This is a genomic window from Dysgonomonadaceae bacterium zrk40 (assembly GCA_016916535.1).
GTDB lineage: Bacteria > Bacteroidota > Bacteroidia > Bacteroidales > Dysgonomonadaceae > Proteiniphilum.
The window spans coordinates 177885-197454 of the sequence record CP070278.1 but is presented as its reverse complement, the minus strand read 5'-3'; the positions used below and the strand labels follow the sequence as shown (position 1 = coordinate 197454).

The window sequence follows — 19570 nt, the reverse complement described above, 5'->3', positions numbered from 1 at the left end:
CATCTCCCGCTGCAGTTTGAAGCCGGCTCGGCTTACCGTACAGGAAGTTTCATGAACGCCAAAGAAAACTTACCGAAAGGGAAGTTTTGAAGCAAAAAGACTATGTCTTCCCGATCGGGATTTTTCTGATTCGACAAACCCCGCAGGACCGGGTGACAAACGCAATCCCGGAGAGGCGCCGCTCATTGCGAGGCGTGCGGGCGCGAGCATACCGCAAAGTCCCCCTCGAACGGCCCGGAAGCCGGATCAGCCGGCTGTACCGCCATCGAGGATCTCACGCTTGCCGACATGGTTGGCGGGGCCGACAAGCCCTTCCCGCTCCATGCGCTCGACCAGCGAGGCGGCACGGTTGTAGCCGATCGACAGGCGACGCTGGATATAGGATGTCGAACACTTCTTGTCGCGCTGGACAATCTTGACGGCCTTGGCGAAAAGTTCGTCGGCATCGTCGCCGTCGGTCGCCATTTCGGTCGCATCGAAAACGGCGCCATCTTCTTCGCTCTCTTCCTCCTCCTCGTCGACGACGACGCTGCCGAGATAGGTGGGCGTGCCTTGCGTCTTCAGATGGTCGACGACCTTTTCGACCTCGTAATCAGATACAAAGGGGCCGTGAACGCGGGCAATCCGCCCGCCGCCCTTCATGTGCAGCATGTCCCCCTGCCCCAGCAGGTATTCCGCGCCCTGCTCTCCGAGAATCGTGCGACTGTCGATCTTGGACGTGACCTGAAAGGAAATGCGGGTCGGGAAATTGGCCTTGATCGTGCCGGTGATGACGTCGACCGAAGGACGCTGCGTTGCCATGATCAGGTGGATGCCGGCCGCGCGCGCCATCTGCGCCAGACGCTGGATCGTGCCCTCGATCTCCTTGCCGGCGACCATCATCAGGTCCGCCATCTCGTCGACGATGACGACGATATAGGGCAGCGCCGAAAGATCGAGTTCCTGGTCCTCGAAGATCTGATCGCCGGTGGTGCGGTCGAAGCCGGTGGGCACCGATACCATGATGGTCTCACCCGACGCGCGCGCTTCCGCCACACGCTTGTTGAAGCCGTCGATATTGCGAACGCCGAGCCGCGACATCTTGCGGTACCGATCTTCCATCTCGCGCACCGCCCATTTCAGCGCCAGAACCGCCTTCTTCGGGTCGGTCACCACCGGCGTCAGAAGATGCGGAATGCCGTCATAGACCGAGAGTTCCAGCATTTTCGGGTCGACCATGATCAGCCGGCATTCTTCAGGACGGAGATGGTAGAGCAGCGACAGGATCATTGTGTTGATCGCCACCGACTTTCCCGATCCCGTTGTTCCGGCGACGAGAAGATGCGGCATCTTTGCGAGTTCGGCGACCACCGGTTCGCCGCCGATGTTCTTGCCGAGGCAAAGCGGCAGGCGGAAATCCGTTGTCATATAGAGGCGGCTTTCGAAAAGCTCCCTCAGATAGACGGTCTCGCGCTCTTCATTCGGAAGCTCGATGCCGATCACATTGCGGCCTGGAATGACCGCGACGCGCGCCGAAAGCGCGGACATGGAGCGGGCTATGTCATCCGACAGGTTGATCACCCGCGAGGATTTGACACCCGGCGCCGGTTCGAATTCGTACATCGTGACCACGGGACCCGGACGGACATCGATGATCTCGCCCTTGACGCCGAAATCCTCCAGAATGCTCTCCAGCAGGCCCGCGCTCTGCTCCAGCGCCTCCTGGCTGAACTCGTTGGCCTCGTCCGCGCGCGGCGTTTGCAGCAATTCAATCGACGGGAAGACGAAGTCGGTGACTTCATGCCGCGCCAGAACATTGAGGGGACCGCCGGCACGCTCTTTCCGTTCCGGCTCGGCGTCGAAATCGTCCTCCTCGACATATGTGGCGATGCTTTCCGTCGGCCCATCCGCGAGCGCTTCGGCGGATGAAACGTCCGGAGCGTCGTCCGCGTCTTCCTTGAGGTCCGTCGGCATTGATGGCTCATCCGACGCTGCCTTTTCGCCAGACCGCGTCGGGCTGTGCAGGAGAACCTGCCGGTAGAGCGAGACCGGCGATGGCCCCTCCCCGATGCTTTCTTCCTGCTCGTCGAGGATGGTTTCCACGGCGTCCGAGGTCGCCGTCCATGCCGGGTTCGTCAGGTCGGCCTGCGCCGCTTCGGCGTTACGGTCGGCGGGTTCGGCGTCCGCGCTTTCTTGAGGCGGCTCCGTCCCGACCGGTGGTTCCGCCTGTGTCCGCCCTTCCGCCGGGCGGGCTTCCATACCGCCAAGCGCCATCATCTCGAATGCCAGCCCGTCCGGGAGATAGGAGAAGCAATTGGGTTGCGCGCGCGCTGTCGCGCTCAACGTTTCGGGCGTCGCATCATCGGCGGCGCTTGCATGGTCGGTCTCGTCCGATAGAGCCGTATCGATATCGGCGTCCCCCGAAAGATACCAGGGGATCGACGGAGCCCAGTCTTCCACGGCTTCTGTGGTATCGACCGGTTCCACCTCGGTCGGCACTTGTTCATCCTTCGCGTTCCAGGCCTGTTCGCCGGTTGGGGCGCCGCGCGCCGCGGTCAGTTCTTCCGCGATACGCTCCTGAAGCACGGTCGCCGGCGAAGGGAGATGCGGTCCGAAAACCGCCTCTTCCGTTTCTGTGGCGGCCGGCATCGCCGGCTCGGGATGTTTCTTGTGCGGGGTGCGTGTGAAGCGGACATTCGGACCCAGCACAAAGGGACGCTGCCAGGTCGGAAGGCGCTCGGGGTCGAGAATGGCGGCTTCCGGATTGCGTCGCGCGGCCTCGCCGGTCTGGTCGGCTTGTGCCTCGGCGTTGTCCGTTTTTGTCAAATCTGCGTGTTTCGATTGCAGGCTGGGATAACGCGAAATAGGCATGCTGATGAAGACCAATCTGAGAGCTGTCACACGGCCAATGTGATAGGAAAAAAACCTTAACCACTCGTTTCGCTCGCGCGAGATCGCACGATCTGTGCGTGGGCGCGCCGCTGATTCTGGAGACCCTCCTGCCCTCACCGCCGGGTGTCTCCGGCAAGCGCGGTCCGGTCAACCTGTTTGGGCCATGTGGCTGAGAAATCGCAAAAGCCCATCCATCGCGCTGAAGCCGACAGGACCTCGCCGGCCGTCGCCAACCGCCTGGCCTTCTCCTTTCACTAACTTGGCGGAACCTGAAGAGCCTCTTTAGATTGCAGAATATAATAAGTACGCGTTATAAGAGTAGAAAAGATCGAAAGACCCGGGCCGCTTCGGGCGCGAGGCCTTCGTCTAGACTGCATCATTATGCGGGGTCTTATTTTGGATCTGCGAAACTTGAAGTAATTCAAGTGTTCGGTGAAAAGCAACTTTCATCCGGAAATTTCCAGTCTGTTTTGGAGAGCTGCAACTCTTTCAGCTATTTCGATCATGGAGGGGGAGCGGTTCGCGGCGTAAGGCTAATGATGGGAAAGGGTGCGCTAATCGCTCTTTATAAAGGGGAGTGAGCCCCGACGATTGGTGCCCACCTGTATCGGAATATCGGTACTTTTCAGGCCCCGAAAACGGGATTTTCTGGATGAGCTTCATATCCATACGGCGTGCTTCGAGTTGCACAAGGGGCTGCGGTTGAAGCTCCGGCGATAATCACTCTGCCTGAAAGTTCCAACGATGAGATGATGTTGGAAACCAGTCCTGTGAAAGAGCTTCAGTTTTAGCTTTGTGATATCGGCCACCCTGCCACTTATTCCCGTTGCCCGGAGGCACGCAATGATACTCCCTGACCGAGGCGCGCCACATCATATTAAATCGGCAATAGCTTCTCACCGATCATTGTTGTCTGTGATCCGTCGCTGTTCTCTGCGTGACATCGAGGTTATGCCAAATAGGCTTTCGGATGCTCCCCTGCCCCGGGGCTTCCTCCCTCGATGCCGACGGGGGAGAGTTTTCAATTGAAAACATCCCTGCCCCATCTCGCCGCGTCAATTCTCTCTCGCCACGAAAAGGAAGGCAGCAAGCCTGAGGACGGTTTGCTCGAGGAGACGGAAAAGAGTAGCAGAGCATGGCTGCATCGCCGTCACGTCAGTTTCATGGCTCCCGCCATCGCCTTGTCCCGAAGAACCTCCGCATGAGGGGAGCCTAACGGCAGACGAGGGCGGGAAGGTCGTGAACGGCGAATAGGAAAGACCTGGGGTGCGAGGCGACTGTACGGACCGGCCGCGTCTTTCCGATGTGCGTTCAGCGTCCCCGCAATGAATCTCGAAAGCCAGGGCGGCAGCCGGGCGGCGGTCGGATGAAGGGCGTGTTCCAACGCTCAGCCCCAAGACTTGCGTGCCGATTGAACGGTTGGACGTCGCGAAGCCTGCATTGCCGAGGACTATCGCGCACGCCATGGCTCTGTGCCGGCGGATCTGGATCCAAATGACCTTGCTCTGAATTGCGAACATCGATCGATCTCCCTCTGAGGCAATAAATGCGCAGGGCAGGCCGCGCGAGGGCTCTTGATATCGAAGTCTGTGGGTCATCATCTGGCACGTGGCCATGGCCATGGCCATGGCGCTGCCTATAGCGTCGACGCCATCGTCGAATCAGCATACTCGGTTCCGGGACGGTTCTCGTGCCTCTTTAGGCGATCGGCTCGTTCCTTTTCGATGTCGCAGCCGGCGGATCGCCCGCCGTGCTCGAAGAAGTGGCTGGCGCCGAACGCCAGATCTTCAATGCACATGCCTTCGGACATGCCCGCGCCGCCGGCGATATCCGGCGGCGCACGACCAAGGCTGGGCGTCCGCGGATCAATGGGCAGGTCGAGCGCCACGCCGTCAAGGCCGCCACAGTCAAGCGCTTCTGCCATGTGAACCGCGAAGAAACCGGGCAACCTCTCGCCGGCTTGGCCACAGCGCGCAGCTTTTCCCGCAGGCCCAAGATCCTCGAGATCCTCACGCGCCACGGGTTCGACTGCGGAGCGCGACCATCAAGGCCGCATCGCTTCGACGTCACGTTGCTCCATGTGATGGCGCGCCTCAAGAAGGCGGCGGTGTCGCGAAGCCAGGTTCAAGATGAGGCGCAGGCGGCGCATTCCGGTCCGGGGAGGTGATCGCTGGCGACGCAGCAAGTCGTTCGCTGGTCCGGTGCAGCAAGGATGAAGTTCCCGAAGCACAGGACCGAGGAACATGCCCGGTCCGATCAAAAGCCAGTCGCAGCGCTCTTTCGTTCCATCATAAACAGGGACAACCGGCAGGCGTCGGCTACCTCAGATGTTTTCAATTGGAAACTTTCGCTGTGATCATGTTCGCTACGGCGCATCCGCTGTCACCGCAGGGACGCCTGCTTCAGGCTCCCGACACTTATGGTGTCTCGCGTCCGCTAGCCCCGAAGGCCAGCCGCCTTGCTCATGCAGGGCGTTGCCTCAATCCGATGATGGCTTCGGTCTGGCTCTGCAGGACCTTTGGTGTATGGGCCAGGAGGTCTGCGTGCTCCCGTTAACCATTCATTAACGAAAAACCCCTTGCAGAATCGGTCCGAGTCATGCAGCGTTGACGCAAATAAGATGAATTCGGATAGGAAACCGTCAGATGAGCGAAACGGCCGCATATAACGCGATCGGCGACACAGCGGCAAAGATCGAGGATTATACGGATCGGCTGTCCGCCGAACTGCAGGCGATGCGTCACCGCATCTATCCGCCGGAAGCACGCAAGCAGTTCACGCGCACCTTCTCGACCCTTGATCTCGTCAAGCTGCTCAATGTGCCCGAAAGCACCTTGAGGGCAATGACCATCGATGGCAAGGGCCCGCAGCCTTCGCGTGCGGATAATAACCGGCGCATCTACCAGGTCGGTCAGCTCCTCGAACTCCGGCAGTTTCTGGCAGACCGCCGTCCGGACGATGCGCTGAGGCTATGGCCGCGCCGCAAGGATGGGGAGAAGCTGCAGGTCGTCGCCACCGCGAATTTTAAGGGCGGCAGCTCCAAGACCACGACCTCGATCCACCTGTCACATTATCTGGCGCTGCAGGGTTACCGTGTGCTCTGCATTGACCTCGATCCGCAGGCCTCGATGACCTCGATTTTCGGGCTTCAGCCGGAATTTGACGTCGGCGAGAACGAAACCGTCTATGCGGCGCTGCGCTACGACAATGAGCGACGCGCACTCGCCGATGTCATCCGCGAAACCTATTTCCCCGGAATCGACCTCGTTCCGGGCAATCTGGAACTGATGGATTTCGAGTTCGATACGCCGGCCTATCTCGCCCAGCGCGAGCGTGATGAACTCGGCCTGTTCTTCGAACGTTTGAAGAATGCGATCGCCTCGGTCGAGAACGACTATGATTTCGTCGTGCTTGATACGCCGCCATCGCTCGGCTATGCGACGCTTGCCGCGCTTTACGCCGCCACCGGCCTGATCGTCACGGTTCATCCGGCAATGCTTGACGTCGCCTCGTGCAACCAGTTCCTGATCATGATTTCGGATCTTGCGGATACGCTTGCCCAGTTCGGCGCCCGTTTCGACCATGATTTCCTGAAATTCCTGATGACCCGGGTCAATCCCAATGACGGCCCGCAGAAATACATGTCGGGCGTGATGCGTCGGCTCTTCGAGGACGATGTCCTGGTCTACGAGGCGATCGAATCGACGGCGATCGCCGGCGCCGGCGTCGCCAAGAAGTCGCTCTACGAGCTGGAAAGCGGCGAAGTCGGGCGCGAGGCGCTGAAACGCGCGATCGAAAGCGCCGACAATGTGAATGGCGAGATTCTCGCCCTTCTGCAGAACGTATGGGGCAGGGCGCCATGAAGAAGAACATTCTGAAAATGATGGCCGAGGCCAATGACGCGGAAAACAACCCGCAGTCGCCGCCCGTTTCGCCGCTTTCGCGGTCCAGGCGCGGCTCGTCCGTGGTCAGCAATGTCGGCAAGGCGCTCAACACGCTGTCGGAATCAAGCAGCATCGTGCTGGATCCGTCAAAGATCGACGCATCGCCCTATCAGGATCGTTTCGAAAGCGATAGCGAGGTCGGCGAGGAGATCGAAAGCCTTGCCGCCTCGATCCGGGCGGAAGGGCAGAAGATGCCCGTTCTGGTCCGGCCCCATCCGAAAGAGGAGGGGCGCTACCAGCTTGCCTATGGTCACCGCCGCCTTGCCGCCATCCGGCTTATTGCCGCTGAAAGCAAGACGCCCTCCGAGGTGACGATCAGGGCCTTCGTCCGCCCGCTGGACGACCGCGAACTCCTGGTCGAGCAGTCGCTGGAAAACGGCGTGCGCGAGAACCTGACCTGGATTGAACAGGCGCTCTGGGCGGCGCAATTGCGTGAGGCCGGGTTTTCGAGCGTCGCGATCGAGCCTGTGCTCGGCCTTTCCAAGACGCCGATTTCGCTGATGCTGAAAGTGGCCAACGCGATTCCGCACAACGTCATTTTCGCAATTGGCCGCGCCAAAGGCGTCGGTCGGCCGAAATGGATGACGCTTGCGGAAGCCTGCCTGAAAGACGGAGAGGAAGCGGTGGCGCGCATTCGCCCGGTTCTTGAAACCAATGCCTTCAAGTCGGCCGACGCCGCGCGCCGCATTGATCTTGTCGTGAAGGCGGCGCGGGGCGGCGAGGACAAGCGCCCTGAAAAATCCGTGCGCGAACTGGTGGCGAATGGAAGGACCGTTGGCCGCATTGCGACCGGGGGAGGTGGCACGACGATTTCGATCGCCGGGCAGGAAGCCGGCTTCGCCGAATGGCTTGCAGAGCGCATGGACGCGCTTGCGGAGGAATATTTTTCATCAACCGCCGGCGCGAATCGCAAAGACTAGGAAAGCGACGCCTGGCGGCCAGTCACTGAAGCAGCAAAAGGAGAGAAACAGACAAAAGAAAAGGCCCCCAAACGACAAGCGTCCGGAAGCCGATAAGTTCTTAGCACCTACTGATTCGCATTTCCGGCCGGTCCCGTCAAGAGGCTGTGGTTCATTTGATGAGCCGCAGGGGTGGATTCTTTTGCCTTTTTGAAAGGTGAAACCATGGAAAATGCGATAACCACGACGCCCTTCGGGCGGCGGCCGCTGTCGCTCGCGATGCTTTCAAGCCAGAAAGCGGCGCGGGAAGCCCCGAAAGGGGCGCGGCTTAACAAGTGGAAGGTGTTTCATACCGTGCGGGAGGCGCGGGAGGCGCTGGGGGCGAGCGATCGCGGCCTTGCGATCCTGAATGCGCTCCTGACCTTCTATCCCGAGAACGAACTGTCGGAGGAAACCGGCTTCGTCGTCTGGCCGTCCAACGAACAGCTGATCGCGCGCGCCAACGGCATCTCGCCGGCGACACTTCGGCGGCACCTGGCGGTGCTGGTCGATTGCGGCTTGATCATCCGCCGCGACAGCCCGAACGGCAAGCGCTTCGCCAGGAAGGGCAGGGGAGGGCATGTCGAACAGGCCTATGGCTTCGACCTGTCGCCGCTGGTGGCAAGGGCGGAAGAGTTCGCTTCGATGGCCGAAAGGATTGCCGAGGAGCGCCGGGCGCTGAAATGCGCGCGCGAACGGCTGACATTGCTGCGCCGGGACATCGTCAAGATGATCGAGGCTGGCCTCGACGAGGGCGTGCCAGGCGACTGGGCGGCAATGAGCCAGATCTATCGCGCGATCATCGACCGGCTGCCGCGTTCGCCGGACCTGGCGACGGCGGAGGATATCTGCGATGCGCTTGCGCTTTTGCATGAGGAAGTGCGTGACGCATTGGAATCGCACGTAAATTCGCAAAAAACGAACGCCAATGAGTCTCATACTGAGCGCCACAAACAGAATTCAAACCCAGAATCCCAATTTGAATATAAATATGGCTTAGGAAAGAAAACAGAAGCGAGCGGCAGCGCCGGCGAAACCGACAATCTGCACAGCCTGCCGAAGCGGGAACTGCCGCTGGCACTGGTGCTGGATGCCTGCGAGGGCTTTCGGGATCTGGCAAAGGGGGGATCGATCCGCAACTGGCGGGACTTCCTGGGCATCGCTGAGATCGCCCGGCCAATGCTGGGCGTCAGCCCGAGCGCCTGGCGGGAGGCGGCCGAAATCATGGGCGACAAACAGGCCGCGATCACGCTTGCCGCGATCTACCAGCGCGGAGAGGCCGTCGTCAGCCCCGGCGGCTATCTGCGCAACCTGACGGAACGGGCGAGGGATGACCAGTTCTCCGTCTGGCCGATGGTCATGGCGCTTTTGAGGGCAAGGATCGAGGCCGGGAACGCGACACAAACGCCAAAACCCGATGACGACGGGGCAGGGGAGGGCGCCGGCGATGAAAGTCTCTCGATTTCGCCCGCTTTGGCACGCTCATTGAAGAAGCCGCGGCGATGAACAGGGGAACCGTCGCCATCCGACGGCAGCGTCGCTTGTGAAAACGCTGGTGACGAACTATATATGACTACAGTGGTCACCAAATAGGATTACAATAATGAGGGAAATTCAGCTCAGAGATGCGAAGGCAACGTTTTCTGCTGTTGTCGATCAGGCCGTGCACGGTACGCCGTCGGTGATCACGCGGCGCGGGCGTAAGGAAGTGGTCGTCTTGTCCTATGAGGAATACGAAAAACTTGCGCATGTGCCCAGTTTCGGTCGGCTTCTGGCTGCCTATCCAGGCGAGGACGATACGATTCCCGAGCGCGGAGATAAACCCGGACGTGATGTCGCGTTTTGATGTATCTCATCGATACAAATGTCATTTCGGCACTTGCGCCGTCGAAACGCGGAGGCGACGCGGCGCTGATCGGGTGGCTTGACAGGGCAAGCGATGCGCTTTTCTTGTCCACTGTGACGGCTGCCGAGGTGCGGGCCGGGATTGCCAAGGCGGAACGGGAACAATCGACGACGAAGGCAGAGCGCTTGCAGGCGTGGTGGCAGAGCATCGAATATCTTTATGGCGATAAGATCCTGTCATTTGATCTTCGCTGCGCCCATGCCGCAGGCGAAATCCTTGATGCCGCCCGCGCCCATCAGCCGGGCTTTGCCGATATCGCCATCGCCGCGACTGCAAAGGCCCACGGGTTGACGATCCTGACCCGCAATCTCCGCCATTTCGCACCGCTTGGCGTTCCGGTGCATGATCCGTTTCAGTCGCTGCCGGGTTGAAATGCCTTTGTCGGAGGTGCGCGCAAAAGGCGACCGTCTTCCAGGCCGATGCGCGTCGACCAGCGGTCCCTGATTGATGGCCCCAGCGCACTCGGCGACGGTCGACCAAGCAGCGAAATCAACGCGCACATGACGTGGAGCTTCCAAGCTTCAATAGGTTCGGATTGCCGCTTAAAATGGACTTGATTTCGCTTTGGGACTCTTGACGAATTAGAGCAATTCCAGGTGAAGCGGAAAGACTCCAGAGCAGATTATAGCCCCGCCGCCTTGGTGAGATTGACGCGGAACCGGTCGCGCCTGCGCTGATAACGCCTTGTCATTTCGGCCGATGCATGGCCGAGCTGTTTCTGGACGTACCGTTCATCGACCTCGGCCGAGGAGGCGAGGCCGGCGCGCAGCGAATGACCGGAGAACAGTTTTATCCGTTCGGCCTCCGGCAACTCGCCGCGAATGCCGGCGGCGAGAACGGTCTTCTTGACGAGGCGGGCAATCTCCTGGTCCTTCAGCCGTTCGGGACCGACGGCCTTGCCCTTGCCGGTGACCCGGCGGAACAGCGGGCCGTGGCCGATCCTGCCGAGCTTCAGCCAGGTTTCCACGGCATGGACCGGGCAGGTGAGATCGGAGGAGCCGCGGCCGATCTCCACCTCGCGCCAGCCGGTCTTGCCGCGCAGCATCACCAGCATGCCCTTGTCGAGGATTTCGATCCAGCCGTTTCCGTCCTCGGTCTGGTCGCGGCCGCAATCGAGCGCGACGATCTCCGAGCGGCGCAACCCGCCGGCAAACCCCATCAGCAGCATGGCGCGATCGCGCAAACCCCGGAGCGTGCCCCGGTCCAGTGTTTCGACCATGGCGATCAGCTCTTCCGGCAGGATCGCCTCCTTCTGGCGGGGCGGCGCTGCATGGCGATTGCGGATGCCGGCAAGCACCGTGGCAATATGGCGGTCGCGGCGATCAAGCGTGAGGCCGCGCTGCATATAGTTCCACGTGATCGCCGAAAGCCGCCGTTCGATGGTGGAAACCGCGCTCGGCTTTGTCCGTGGCGCGGCTTCGCCTGCGGCAAGCGCCGTAATGTAGAGCCCGACGATTTGCGGATCGGGGGGCAGGGGCGCAAGCCCCTTGCGCCGGCACCAGCTTGAAAAATGCGCCCAGTCGGCGGCATAGGCGCGCCGCGTATTGGCCGCGCTCGAGGCGTCGACGTAACCGCGGGCGCGTTCGACCAGCGGCGCGAGATGCCCCGTCACCGCGCCCGACGTCCCGGACGGCTGCAATTCATAAGCGGCGCTCGTGCCGAGAGACGGGCTGGCGTGCGGATCGGCGTCGTTTTCGGGCATTGAGGGCCTCAAAATCGGGGTTTTCTCTATAATGAGCATTATGAACGATAATGCAAGATTATCATTCATAAAAAGATAACGACAGGCAGTGCGGATATTGCTGAAACGGATGGCATAAACCGCACATCCGGTGTAGCGTCTCCGGCATGGATTCGTTGCCATTCGCCCCCTCATCAATGCCGATCCGACTGTTCAGTCTGCCGGGATGGTCGCGGTCGCGCGGCCGCGATGTATCGGAGGCGGATGCGGCCTTTGCAGCCGGCATCGCCTTGAAATCACTTGATGATCTGGTTCAGCTGGATCCGGTCTGGGCCGGCTGCTGGCGGTCGCGGCAAGCCCTTAAATGTGCTGCCGTTGCCGTGCGGCTGATGGGCCGAAACGAGGACGATCACGCGTTGCGTGACGCGGTTTTGCTGACTGCCCCAGGGGATGATCCCGGACCGGCCGGAAAGCTGTTTTTGGTCACGAAAAGATCGCCAGGTCGATCCGGTGGTGTCACCACGAATTTCGTAAATGAGCTCGCGGACTTGTTGGCGCTCGGATGGGATGAAGACCTTGCGGCAATTCCTGATCTGGTCGATGCTGCGCTTCAATCCGGGCGGGCGGCTCCCTTCGCGGTGGCGGACCTGATAACGGCGATTTCTGCCGTTCGCCCGGACGCTGAAGTGCTGGCGTTTATGCTGGCCGACAGTGTCCTGGCGCAAAAACTCAAATGGCCAAAACCTGTCCCGCTTCTGCTGTCCGAACGCTACGGTCCAGCCTTCCGCACCATTGGGGGGAGGGGGCGGGTCCGCCCCGGCGAAGTGGCGTTCGCCACAGCTATCTGTTTGGCTCTGGTTGACGCGATCGATTCAGCCTTGCGGTCAGCAGCGGAGATAGCGCGTCGCGCAGATCAGCTTCTGGCCGTTGCTCCCAAACTGCGTACCAAAGGTGCCGAACCGATCATTCGTAGCTTGCTGGATGAAGATGCGGTCCTGGCTTCGGCCCCGGGCATCAAACTATCTCGTTGGGCAAGCACCCGGATGTTCGAGCGGCTTCAGAGTTTTGGCGCCGTGCGCGAGCTGTCCGGCCGATCGTCGTTCCGGATCTATGGATTGTGAGGATGACCGGAACGAGCCCCGCGAAGTCAAGACAAAGAACGCGATCAAGTGAAGGAGACGAACGTCTGCTTGATCGGGAGTTGAGGGATCTGCCGGTGGAATTGCGGTGGCGGGAATGGATGATGCGGGTCGAGGCAGTGATTTTTGCCTCGGCTGAGCCGGTGACGCGTGAAATGTTGGCGCGCGTGGTCGGAAAGGATTGCAGCATTGACCTGATCATTGATGACCTCATCGAAGAGTTGCGTGATAGGCCTTATGAGCTGGTCTCCGTGGCTGGTGGTTGGCAGCATCGGACCCGAGTGGCTTATGCGGAGGCGATCCGGGCTTCTTGCGCGCCGACGCGATCTGCCGCTGCGGTGCTGTCCGAGCATGAGTCCATGGTGCTGATGGCAATTGCTTATTTCCAGCCAGTCACACGCGGCGAGCTGTCGAAGATCTTTGGCAAGGAGGTCAGCCGCGATCTGATCGGATCGCTGCGTGGCGCAGGGTTTATTTCCTCTGGGCCGCGCAGCCCGACGCCAGGGGCGCCGTATACCTATGTGACGACGAAACATTTTCTGTCGGCCTTCGGCATGGAGACATTGCGGGACCTCCCGGACATGGAGGCGCTGGAGGATGCAGGGTTGTTGAGCCGCAATGCTGTCAAAGAGGAGGTGGCCGATTCACAAGGCGGAGCCGCCGATGAGGAGGGCCAGGAATCGCACTCTATCGAGTGAACGGAACTGGCTCCGAACGCTTCAGGATCAGCTTCGGAATGATGGTAAGCATCGAAAGAGCCGTTGTGACAGACAGCCGAATACTCAGACCTTGTTGGCCAAGTGTGAGAGGTCGAACGCCGTGAAGGCGCCGAGAGCCCAAACCCCAAAAATGAAGCCTACCATTTGAGTGGCAAGCGCAAGCCGGCGCCATGTCGTCAGAACGTCTCGATATCAGTGCGTTGATCTCGATCCGTGACAATGAAATGTTACCAACAGAATTCAGTCGGCAAATACTGAAAGGGTCGAAGAATGAATGAACAACCGCCGGTGCCGACTATTGATGGCATCCTGTCCGGCCTCGTTTTCGAGGGACAGGGTTATGAGTTCAAGGCACTCCTGAACCTGGATGATAAACGTGGAAAATCAAACTTCATCGATGATGTCGTGGCGTTCTTGAACGCTGGACCTGGGTACTTGATCGTCGGCGTGCATGAAAAGAGGGGAGTCTTCTCGCGCTTCGAGCCAATGGAGGGCGATCGCGATGCCCTACAACGCCGCATCACTTCAATCATTCAGGACAACATAGACCCCAAGCCATTGGGCGTTCATGTGAAATTCCTCGATTTGGACGCGGGAGGGTTCATTTTGTGGCTCGATCTCCCTGACCATCGCCTGCGGCCTTATCAGAATAAGATTACCGGCGGCTTTCATTTACGCACCGGTGCGCAAAACACGCCGATCCCCCGTGACCAACTCCACGCGCTGTTTACACCGATCGAGAAGCTGGAAGCCGATACCGTACAGCTAATGGAGCGTGAGAATGCGGCTGTCGAGGCGCGTGACATCATGCAGAACGACGGCGCAACGCTGCATATCGCGATCGTGCCACAAGAGCATTATGAACGGGAGCGGGCGCCTTTCGATCCCGGGCGGGGTGTTCTGAAAGTGATGCGTCATTATCACGGGGAGAGCCAGGGTGTTTTCAAAGGGTGTGAGAATGGCGTCGAGGCTCGGGACGCGACGTTCCAAGAATGGCGATCAATCTCGCGCTTCTTTATCGGTGATGATTGGCTCGTCCACTCCTATGTCTCCCATCCTTTCTCTGTCCGGGATGGGGAGGGACGACTAACAGTTCATGAGTTTCGCGAGGAGTTCGCTCGACACTTGCGTGATATCCAGCTCGTTCTGGACGATTCTGGCATCCGAGGACCATATGGGGTTCTTCTCGCGGTGAAGAATCTGCGCCGCAATCCAAAACTTGAATGGGCCTTTCCCAATGCCAGCGCTGCCAGTCTCGGTCGGCCGATGCGGGTTGAACGCGTGGATGAACAAGGTCTCATTGATCGGTTCTATGATAAGGTCAGAAGTGTTTCGGTCTATGGCCGCTGACGATCGCGTGTCGAGCGCCCTTGACGAATCGCAGCGGTAGCGCAATTGTTCCCGGTGGACCGTGGTTCCTAACCTGTCGCCAAGTTAAAAGCCGCACTTCTCTTATAAGATGTACGCCGAATCCTGTCCCTCGGCTGCTGATTTAAATGGCGTCCAGCTGCCGAAGCGATGAGGTTTCGCCATGCACTTGCTTGTCCATGAATCCGATCTACCCTTCATCAAGGAAAGCCTGAGAAAGTCTCATCCTGAGACACGGCCGACGCACCGAATGGAGGCGGCCGCAAAAGGCTTAGGGTTTTCAACCTATGCCAGCTTTCTGACGTCGATAAAGAGCGGCCGCCTACGGATAGACGTCGATAACGAAATGTATTGTGCCGCTTTAGGTGTATCTGCCATCATCGATGGCGAAAAGCGCGCCCGATATCTTTCGCGCTCCGTGGCTCGGGCAATGCTTCGCAAGGTGCTTGATGAGAATCCAGAGCTGACGCTACGAGGTTTCGACTCGATCTGGCATGGCGGCCGTGATGAGTTGCGGAAGCCGAAGGAAGAGCGTGAAGCTCTGTTTGCGGACAGACGACGCGAAGCCTACAATGACGATTGGGCGGCAGACCAGTTCGAGTTGGCACTGATCTTCCTTTCGCGGCAGAAAAGGACGAAATCGTTCAATCGCCAAGTTGGGAGTTACGGCTTGAAACATCGTGCCGAAGACTTGTCGCGGGCGTTCGGACTGTTCACATACTTGGGGAATTATGTTTCCAACGGAATGCTTCTTGCCGCTGCCTTTACTACAGGATTTTCAGTGAAACGCGTCGCCTACGATTCGTATAATGCCTATCTGAACATCTCCATGCAGACCGTGAACGCGGCACGAGGTTACGAGCGAAACTCGCGGATCGAGGAAAATCCGGCAATCGTTCTCTCGATGTACGCGCCAGCTACTGATTTTGAACCTGCGTATTCTGGATAGCGGCGGGATCGACCAAAACGCTGCTCCGCGCCCCGAAATGATTTGTATCAATGATGATCGAGGTTGTGTCCGGGAAGGTCAGGTCGGCAGTATTTTGCCTTGGACCAGCCTTTCGATGAATCCTGCGTAGATAGGGGAGGCTAAATGTATAGTTGCTTGAAAGTAGGCCACACGATTGCGTATTTTTCCTATGGCGCATACCTTCATCTCTATCAACTACAATAGTATAGAGGATTCTGCATGCATATTCTTCAACGCGTAGCGAAGACAACCAAGGTAAATGGCAGTGGCGTACCCTCCGACGCTGAGTATGACGTTGTGGCTGGCGTCTGGCGCGGTCAGGAGGGATTAATCGCCTTTGATCCGGAAAGCGAGATGAAGACCAAAAAGAACGATCTCGAGACCGGTGAAGATCAAAAAGGCGAATGACTTTGCTGGCGGAACGCGTGGAGGTGCTGATCTTTTCCAGTTTGGCCGATCTGTCCACCGATCGTATATGTCATCATTTGGCGGACATGAACGTGTCCTTTCTCCGGATTAACCGCGAGCAGCTTTCCGAGTGGGGGATTACGATTGATCCTTTGGCGGCCAGTATGATTTGTCGCCATGACCAGAGAGAATGGCAGGTGGGCTCGGGACTTCGGTCGGTCTGGTGGCGGCAGCCCACCTTTCTCAGAAATACGCCTGGGCGAGGGCTGTCTCCGTCAGAGCAATTGGAACGGTCGCAATGGGCTGCCTTGATGCGTGGGATGATGCTCTTCGATCAGGCGGTCTGGGTCAATCGGCCGACAGAGACTTATAACGGCGAAATCAAGCCACTGCAGTTGCGCAAGGCGGCCATGCTTGGATTCGCGGTACCGAAGACTAGGATAACCAACGACCCGCTGGCGGACATTCCGCACGTCATTGGGGACAAGGTTGCACTAAAGAGCATTGATACCGTTCTTTTGTTCGAGGGTGACGTACAGCATTTTGGGTACACGACGATCATTGATTGGAGCGAGTGCGCCGACGAAAGCTTGCGAGCAGCCCCTGCGACATTTCAGGCTGTCCTTTCTCCCAAAACGGATCTTCGAGTTACGATTGTCGGAAAGCGGTTGTGGTGTGTTGCTGTGACAGACGGTGGTGCGGCAATCGAAGGCGACTGGAGGCTTCGACCGAAGGCGGTATTGGAGTATCACGATTATTCTCTTCCCCCAGAAATCGCCGACCGTTGCCTGAAGTTGGTGGAGCAATTCGGGTTGGAATACGCAGCGATCGATCTGGCTCTTTCGAAAGATCAGTATTGGTTCATTGAGATAAATCCGACTGGGGAGTGGGGCTGGCTCGACCGAGGAGGTCGAGGGATTTCAAATGCTATTGCGGAGGCACTCGCTTGTCGTGGTCAACCTTCCTGAATCCGCTCTTGCCGGATTTCTTCCGGATATACCCTATTAATCGGAAGCTTCTGAAAAGGATGGAAGTTTGGCAAACGCACGAGGCTTTTGCTGATATCCGAAAACTCGGTGATGACGATCTTAAAAAGTATATCGAGAGCGAGTGGGTGAGAGCCAAGGAACTCGATGATAAACTTTCAAAGTTGACTGCGACACTATCGATTGCTCTGACTGTTGGTGGCGCAGTGGCGAAGACTGTTGTCGATGGTTTGGCGCCATCGACGATAAAGTACATCGTTTTGGCATTGCTGTTTGTATCGATGCTGTTCTTTCTTTGGGGGGGCGCTTGTCGGCTTCCAGGGTTTAAGACCAAAACCTCGATATGGCTATGGATCGAAATATCTCGCAATAATTGCTGAAGGCGGAGCGGGTGGCCGTCAAGCAATGGAGAATGCCGCTTGCGGGTTTGAGACAGTCAACCTGGTACGCGCAAACGAAGCATCTTTGGCAATCGGCCTGATCCGCAACGGCGTCTTTGCCTTTGCCATTGCAATGGCTGTCAGTTTCATCAGTCCCTCGAAAGGTCAGGAACCGGCTCCAGCTTTGCCAAAATTCGAATTGGTCGTGGTACAGAGCCGTATTGTCGGATTCGAAGCCCGTAATCCTCGCGACGATGCCTCTTGAGCTTTTCTGGATCGGCCTGTTGGTCAGAGGTTTATCATTGATGGCGAGCAACACGGTGAAACATCACAGCGCAGACGGCTACCAAGATCTGAAAATGCAGCGCGCGGAACGCGGCTCGTCAGGACAACCGCCGCGTGCCCCGTGCTTATTCTTTTGACTGAAGCCCCTCAATCTCTCGCCGTTGCTCGGCATGTTTTTCGGGGTTCTGTGCCCTCAGTTTCTCGAGGTTGAGAACCTTCCAACGAACGGCCGGCAGATCAGCCGCTTGTGGCAACCCGATGGCTTCGAAATCTGGTTCGCCGTCGTGGAGTGACAGCAGGAAGCGCATCGCGTTGTCGTCAAGCTTTGCGAGGATATCCGCCGTCATCCGGTTCCTCGCTGCCTTCAGATCGTCGAGGCCGACTGGCTCGATCGTCATCCCCTCGAACTCCTTGACGAAGGCCTCGTCTAGCGTTGCGAGCGAAGGCCTGACCAACTCGTGCGGCGGGCGGCCGGAACTGCCAACGTAAATCAGAAATGTTCGAAACAACGCGTCGCTCAGCCCCTCGTTTTCATAGAGCAGTTTTACGTCGAACAGATCACGCGGATGCTGCCGGTCTACCGCCGCATGGAGCTTTCCGCCAAACAGGTCCTCGAACGAAACGACCTGCATTTCGGCGAAGCCGAAATTGTCCTCTACGGCCGCGCTCACGCGTCGGCGTTCGGGTGGATGGACAGTTCCGCGCGCAACGGGAGATGTCTCGACCTTGATTTCGGCAATGCCCTGCCGGACGAGGAGGCGGGTGTGGTTGTTGCCGCCGCCGGCGATCCTCTGGACGTTCACGCCCCGCAGGTTGCCCATCAAGTCTTCGCGGATGTGCTCCAGTGTCGTGTCGATATTTTTCAGTGTCGTTTCGCGATCCTCAATCGGCAGATAGGTCAGGTCGATATCGACCGAGAGCCGCGGCATGTCGCGATAGAAGAGGTTGATTGCCGTTCCACCCTTCAGGGCGAAGGCCTCGTGGCGGGCGATGAATGGAAGGGTCCGCACCAAAAGGTCGACCTGGCGCATGTATTGGTCACGGGCCATACTGGGCCTCCTTTGGCATCAAGTCATTCGGGACTGTGATGCGATAGATGGGGTGCAGCCGGCCGCCCGGTGTCAGCGCCCGGTCGCCCTTTCCGAGATCGACAGAGGAGACGTCGATGTGCCGGCGCCAGGCATGATTGTGCTTGTCAGCAAACACGAAGAAGAGGCGCTTGGTTTTGACGCTTCGGCACAGGGTAAGGAGCGTCGTCAATAATCTCGGGCGCAGATTGGCAAGGCTCTCGAACGCCACGTCCACCTTGTGGTAGCTTTCGCCCTTTGGGACTTCGTCTAGCATTTCGAGGATCGCGCGCTCGGGTGAGGACATCGGCATTGGCCAGCGCCATGGGCTTTGTGCCAGCTCTGGATCATCGTCGTTGGAAAGGTCGAAATCCGCGTTTTCGACGCCGGTCGCCCCTTCGCCGAACAGGACGTTACTCCTGGTCTTCACGTCGGCGTCCGTCCGCAGCTTCGATAGCCATGTCGGGATATCGGATCCATAGAGATAGAGGGTAAGTTCGCGGCTGAACGAGAGGTAATGAGCATGTCCCCGCAAGGAGAGGGAGCTCGCCCCGCCGACATGGAACTCATGCCGCATGAGCCAGACGGCTGAGAGCAGGGGTATCTTCCAGCCACCGACAGCTTCTGGATTGGTATCTGAGGAGAATGGGCGGCGGTACACGCCCGACATGACTGGCTCGAGCCAGCCCTGCTTGATATAGCCAGACACGGATTGTCGCGAGATGGCATGGCGGGCCATCCATTTCGAGTCTACCAGGAAGCCGGGGGGGACTTGCTGGAGAAGTTGCTTTAGCTTTGTCTCTGGTTGTCCATTCATGTTTGACGTTATGCCACAAAATTAAAGCAGGTGCGAATGAAACTTTACAAATAAATCAATTTGTCAATTCTGAATTGACTATTTGTGTCAA

Annotated in this window: 19 protein-coding genes; 15 read left to right on the top strand and 4 right to left on the bottom strand. The window is 58.6% G+C overall.

What is annotated here, in order from left to right:
* Positions 1 to 246: 246 nt before the first annotated feature.
* Entirely contained in the window at positions 247 to 2850 is a 2604-nt protein-coding gene (locus JS578_14490) for a DNA translocase FtsK (GenBank protein ID QRX65246.1), read from the bottom strand.
* A 1771-nt stretch (positions 2851 to 4621) separates the two neighbouring features.
* On the opposite strand from JS578_14490, the gene JS578_14485 reads away from it, so the two are divergent.
* The 7 genes from JS578_14485 to JS578_14455 all read left to right on the top strand — a co-directional run bounded on the left by JS578_14485 (position 4622) and on the right by JS578_14455 (position 10030).
* The gene (locus JS578_14485) at positions 4622 to 5038 is read left to right on the top strand and encodes a hypothetical protein (protein QRX65245.1); all 417 of its coding nucleotides are present in this window, start codon (positions 4622 to 4624) and stop codon (positions 5036 to 5038) included.
* Between the two features lie 170 nt (positions 5039 to 5208).
* A complete protein-coding gene (locus tag JS578_14480; protein QRX65244.1) occupies positions 5209 to 5427 on the top strand; it encodes a hypothetical protein in 219 nt (72 codons plus the stop codon).
* An 89-nt stretch (positions 5428 to 5516) separates the two neighbouring features.
* A complete protein-coding gene (gene repA, locus JS578_14475) occupies positions 5517 to 6734 on the top strand; it encodes a plasmid partitioning protein RepA (GenBank protein QRX65243.1) in 1218 nt (405 codons plus the stop codon).
* On the top strand, positions 6731 to 7735 hold the full coding sequence (gene repB, locus JS578_14470; protein ID QRX65242.1) for a plasmid partitioning protein RepB: 1005 nt from the start codon (positions 6731 to 6733) through the stop codon (positions 7733 to 7735). Before repA ends, repB begins: the two co-directional genes overlap by 4 nt.
* Positions 7736 to 7939: 204 nt before the next feature.
* Entirely contained in the window at positions 7940 to 9259 is a 1320-nt protein-coding gene (locus JS578_14465) for a replication initiation protein RepC (protein QRX65241.1), read from the top strand.
* A gap of 97 nt (positions 9260 to 9356) precedes the next feature.
* Complete coding sequence (locus tag JS578_14460) at positions 9357 to 9599, top strand: type II toxin-antitoxin system Phd/YefM family antitoxin (GenBank protein ID QRX65240.1); 243 nt, start codon at positions 9357 to 9359, stop codon at positions 9597 to 9599.
* Positions 9599 to 10030 (top strand): type II toxin-antitoxin system VapC family toxin, encoded by a 432-nt coding sequence (locus tag JS578_14455; GenBank protein ID QRX65239.1) that lies wholly within the window; start codon positions 9599 to 9601, stop codon positions 10028 to 10030. Before JS578_14460 ends, JS578_14455 begins: the two co-directional genes overlap by 1 nt.
* A gap of 251 nt (positions 10031 to 10281) precedes the next feature.
* Here the strand turns inward: JS578_14455 and JS578_14450 are convergent, their stop codons facing one another.
* Complete coding sequence (locus JS578_14450) at positions 10282 to 11361, bottom strand: tyrosine-type recombinase/integrase (protein QRX65238.1); 1080 nt, start codon at positions 11359 to 11361, stop codon at positions 10282 to 10284.
* Positions 11362 to 11507: 146 nt separating this feature from the next.
* Here JS578_14450 and JS578_14445 point away from each other — a divergent pair, with 146 nt between their 5' ends.
* The 8 genes from JS578_14445 to JS578_14410 all read left to right on the top strand — a co-directional run bounded on the left by JS578_14445 (position 11508) and on the right by JS578_14410 (position 17575).
* Positions 11508 to 12461, top strand: coding sequence for a DUF1403 family protein (locus JS578_14445; protein QRX65237.1), 954 nt, complete (start codon positions 11508 to 11510; stop codon positions 12459 to 12461).
* Between the two features lie 2 nt (positions 12462 to 12463).
* A complete protein-coding gene (locus tag JS578_14440; protein ID QRX65236.1) occupies positions 12464 to 13177 on the top strand; it encodes an SMC-Scp complex subunit ScpB in 714 nt (237 codons plus the stop codon).
* 291 nt (positions 13178 to 13468) lie between these two features.
* A complete protein-coding gene (locus JS578_14435) occupies positions 13469 to 14548 on the top strand; it encodes an ATP-binding protein (protein ID QRX65235.1) in 1080 nt (359 codons plus the stop codon).
* Between the two features lie 181 nt (positions 14549 to 14729).
* Entirely contained in the window at positions 14730 to 15515 is a 786-nt protein-coding gene (locus tag JS578_14430; protein QRX65234.1) for a hypothetical protein, read from the top strand.
* Positions 15516 to 15755: 240 nt separating this feature from the next.
* Positions 15756 to 15944 carry a hypothetical protein gene (locus tag JS578_14425; protein ID QRX65233.1) on the top strand — a complete coding sequence of 63 codons (189 nt, stop codon included), beginning with the start codon at positions 15756 to 15758 and terminating at the stop codon, positions 15942 to 15944.
* Entirely contained in the window at positions 15941 to 16912 is a 972-nt protein-coding gene (locus tag JS578_14420) for a hypothetical protein (protein ID QRX65232.1), read from the top strand. The genes JS578_14425 and JS578_14420 overlap by 4 nt, the downstream gene beginning before the upstream one ends.
* Before the next feature lie 59 nt (positions 16913 to 16971).
* A complete protein-coding gene (locus tag JS578_14415) occupies positions 16972 to 17310 on the top strand; it encodes a hypothetical protein (GenBank protein QRX65231.1) in 339 nt (112 codons plus the stop codon).
* A 25-nt stretch (positions 17311 to 17335) separates the two neighbouring features.
* On the top strand, positions 17336 to 17575 hold the full coding sequence (locus JS578_14410) for a hypothetical protein (GenBank protein ID QRX65230.1): 240 nt from the start codon (positions 17336 to 17338) through the stop codon (positions 17573 to 17575).
* A gap of 145 nt (positions 17576 to 17720) precedes the next feature.
* On the opposite strand, the gene JS578_14405 is transcribed toward JS578_14410, so the two are convergent.
* Positions 17721 to 18644, bottom strand: a complete 924-nt coding sequence (locus JS578_14405; GenBank protein QRX65229.1) for a nucleotidyl transferase AbiEii/AbiGii toxin family protein — start codon at positions 18642 to 18644, stop codon at positions 17721 to 17723.
* On the bottom strand, positions 18634 to 19479 hold the full coding sequence (locus tag JS578_14400) for a type IV toxin-antitoxin system AbiEi family antitoxin domain-containing protein (GenBank protein QRX65228.1): 846 nt from the start codon (positions 19477 to 19479) through the stop codon (positions 18634 to 18636). Before JS578_14400 ends, JS578_14405 begins: the two co-directional genes overlap by 11 nt.
* Positions 19480 to 19570: the final 91 nt, after the last annotated feature.

Coding starts and splice junctions, on each gene's coding strand:
- JS578_14490 (QRX65246.1), bottom strand. CDS start 2,850: ATGCCTATTTCGCGTTATCCCAGCCTGCAATCGAAACACGCAGATTTG.
- repA (QRX65243.1), top strand. CDS start 5,517: ATGAGCGAAACGGCCGCATATAACGCGATCGGCGACACAGCGGCAAAG.
- repB (QRX65242.1), top strand. CDS start 6,731: ATGAAGAAGAACATTCTGAAAATGATGGCCGAGGCCAATGACGCGGAA.
- JS578_14465 (QRX65241.1), top strand. CDS start 7,940: ATGGAAAATGCGATAACCACGACGCCCTTCGGGCGGCGGCCGCTGTCG.
- JS578_14460 (QRX65240.1), top strand. CDS start 9,357: ATGAGGGAAATTCAGCTCAGAGATGCGAAGGCAACGTTTTCTGCTGTT.
- JS578_14455 (QRX65239.1), top strand. CDS start 9,599: ATGTATCTCATCGATACAAATGTCATTTCGGCACTTGCGCCGTCGAAA.
- JS578_14450 (QRX65238.1), bottom strand. CDS start 11,361: ATGCCCGAAAACGACGCCGATCCGCACGCCAGCCCGTCTCTCGGCACG.
- JS578_14445 (QRX65237.1), top strand. CDS start 11,508: ATGGATTCGTTGCCATTCGCCCCCTCATCAATGCCGATCCGACTGTTC.
- JS578_14440 (QRX65236.1), top strand. CDS start 12,464: ATGACCGGAACGAGCCCCGCGAAGTCAAGACAAAGAACGCGATCAAGT.
- JS578_14435 (QRX65235.1), top strand. CDS start 13,469: ATGAATGAACAACCGCCGGTGCCGACTATTGATGGCATCCTGTCCGGC.
- JS578_14430 (QRX65234.1), top strand. CDS start 14,730: ATGCACTTGCTTGTCCATGAATCCGATCTACCCTTCATCAAGGAAAGC.
- JS578_14425 (QRX65233.1), top strand. CDS start 15,756: ATGCATATTCTTCAACGCGTAGCGAAGACAACCAAGGTAAATGGCAGT.
- JS578_14420 (QRX65232.1), top strand. CDS start 15,941: ATGACTTTGCTGGCGGAACGCGTGGAGGTGCTGATCTTTTCCAGTTTG.
- JS578_14415 (QRX65231.1), top strand. CDS start 16,972: ATGGAAGTTTGGCAAACGCACGAGGCTTTTGCTGATATCCGAAAACTC.
- JS578_14410 (QRX65230.1), top strand. CDS start 17,336: ATGGAGAATGCCGCTTGCGGGTTTGAGACAGTCAACCTGGTACGCGCA.
- JS578_14405 (QRX65229.1), bottom strand. CDS start 18,644: ATGGCCCGTGACCAATACATGCGCCAGGTCGACCTTTTGGTGCGGACC.
- JS578_14400 (QRX65228.1), bottom strand. CDS start 19,479: ATGAATGGACAACCAGAGACAAAGCTAAAGCAACTTCTCCAGCAAGTC.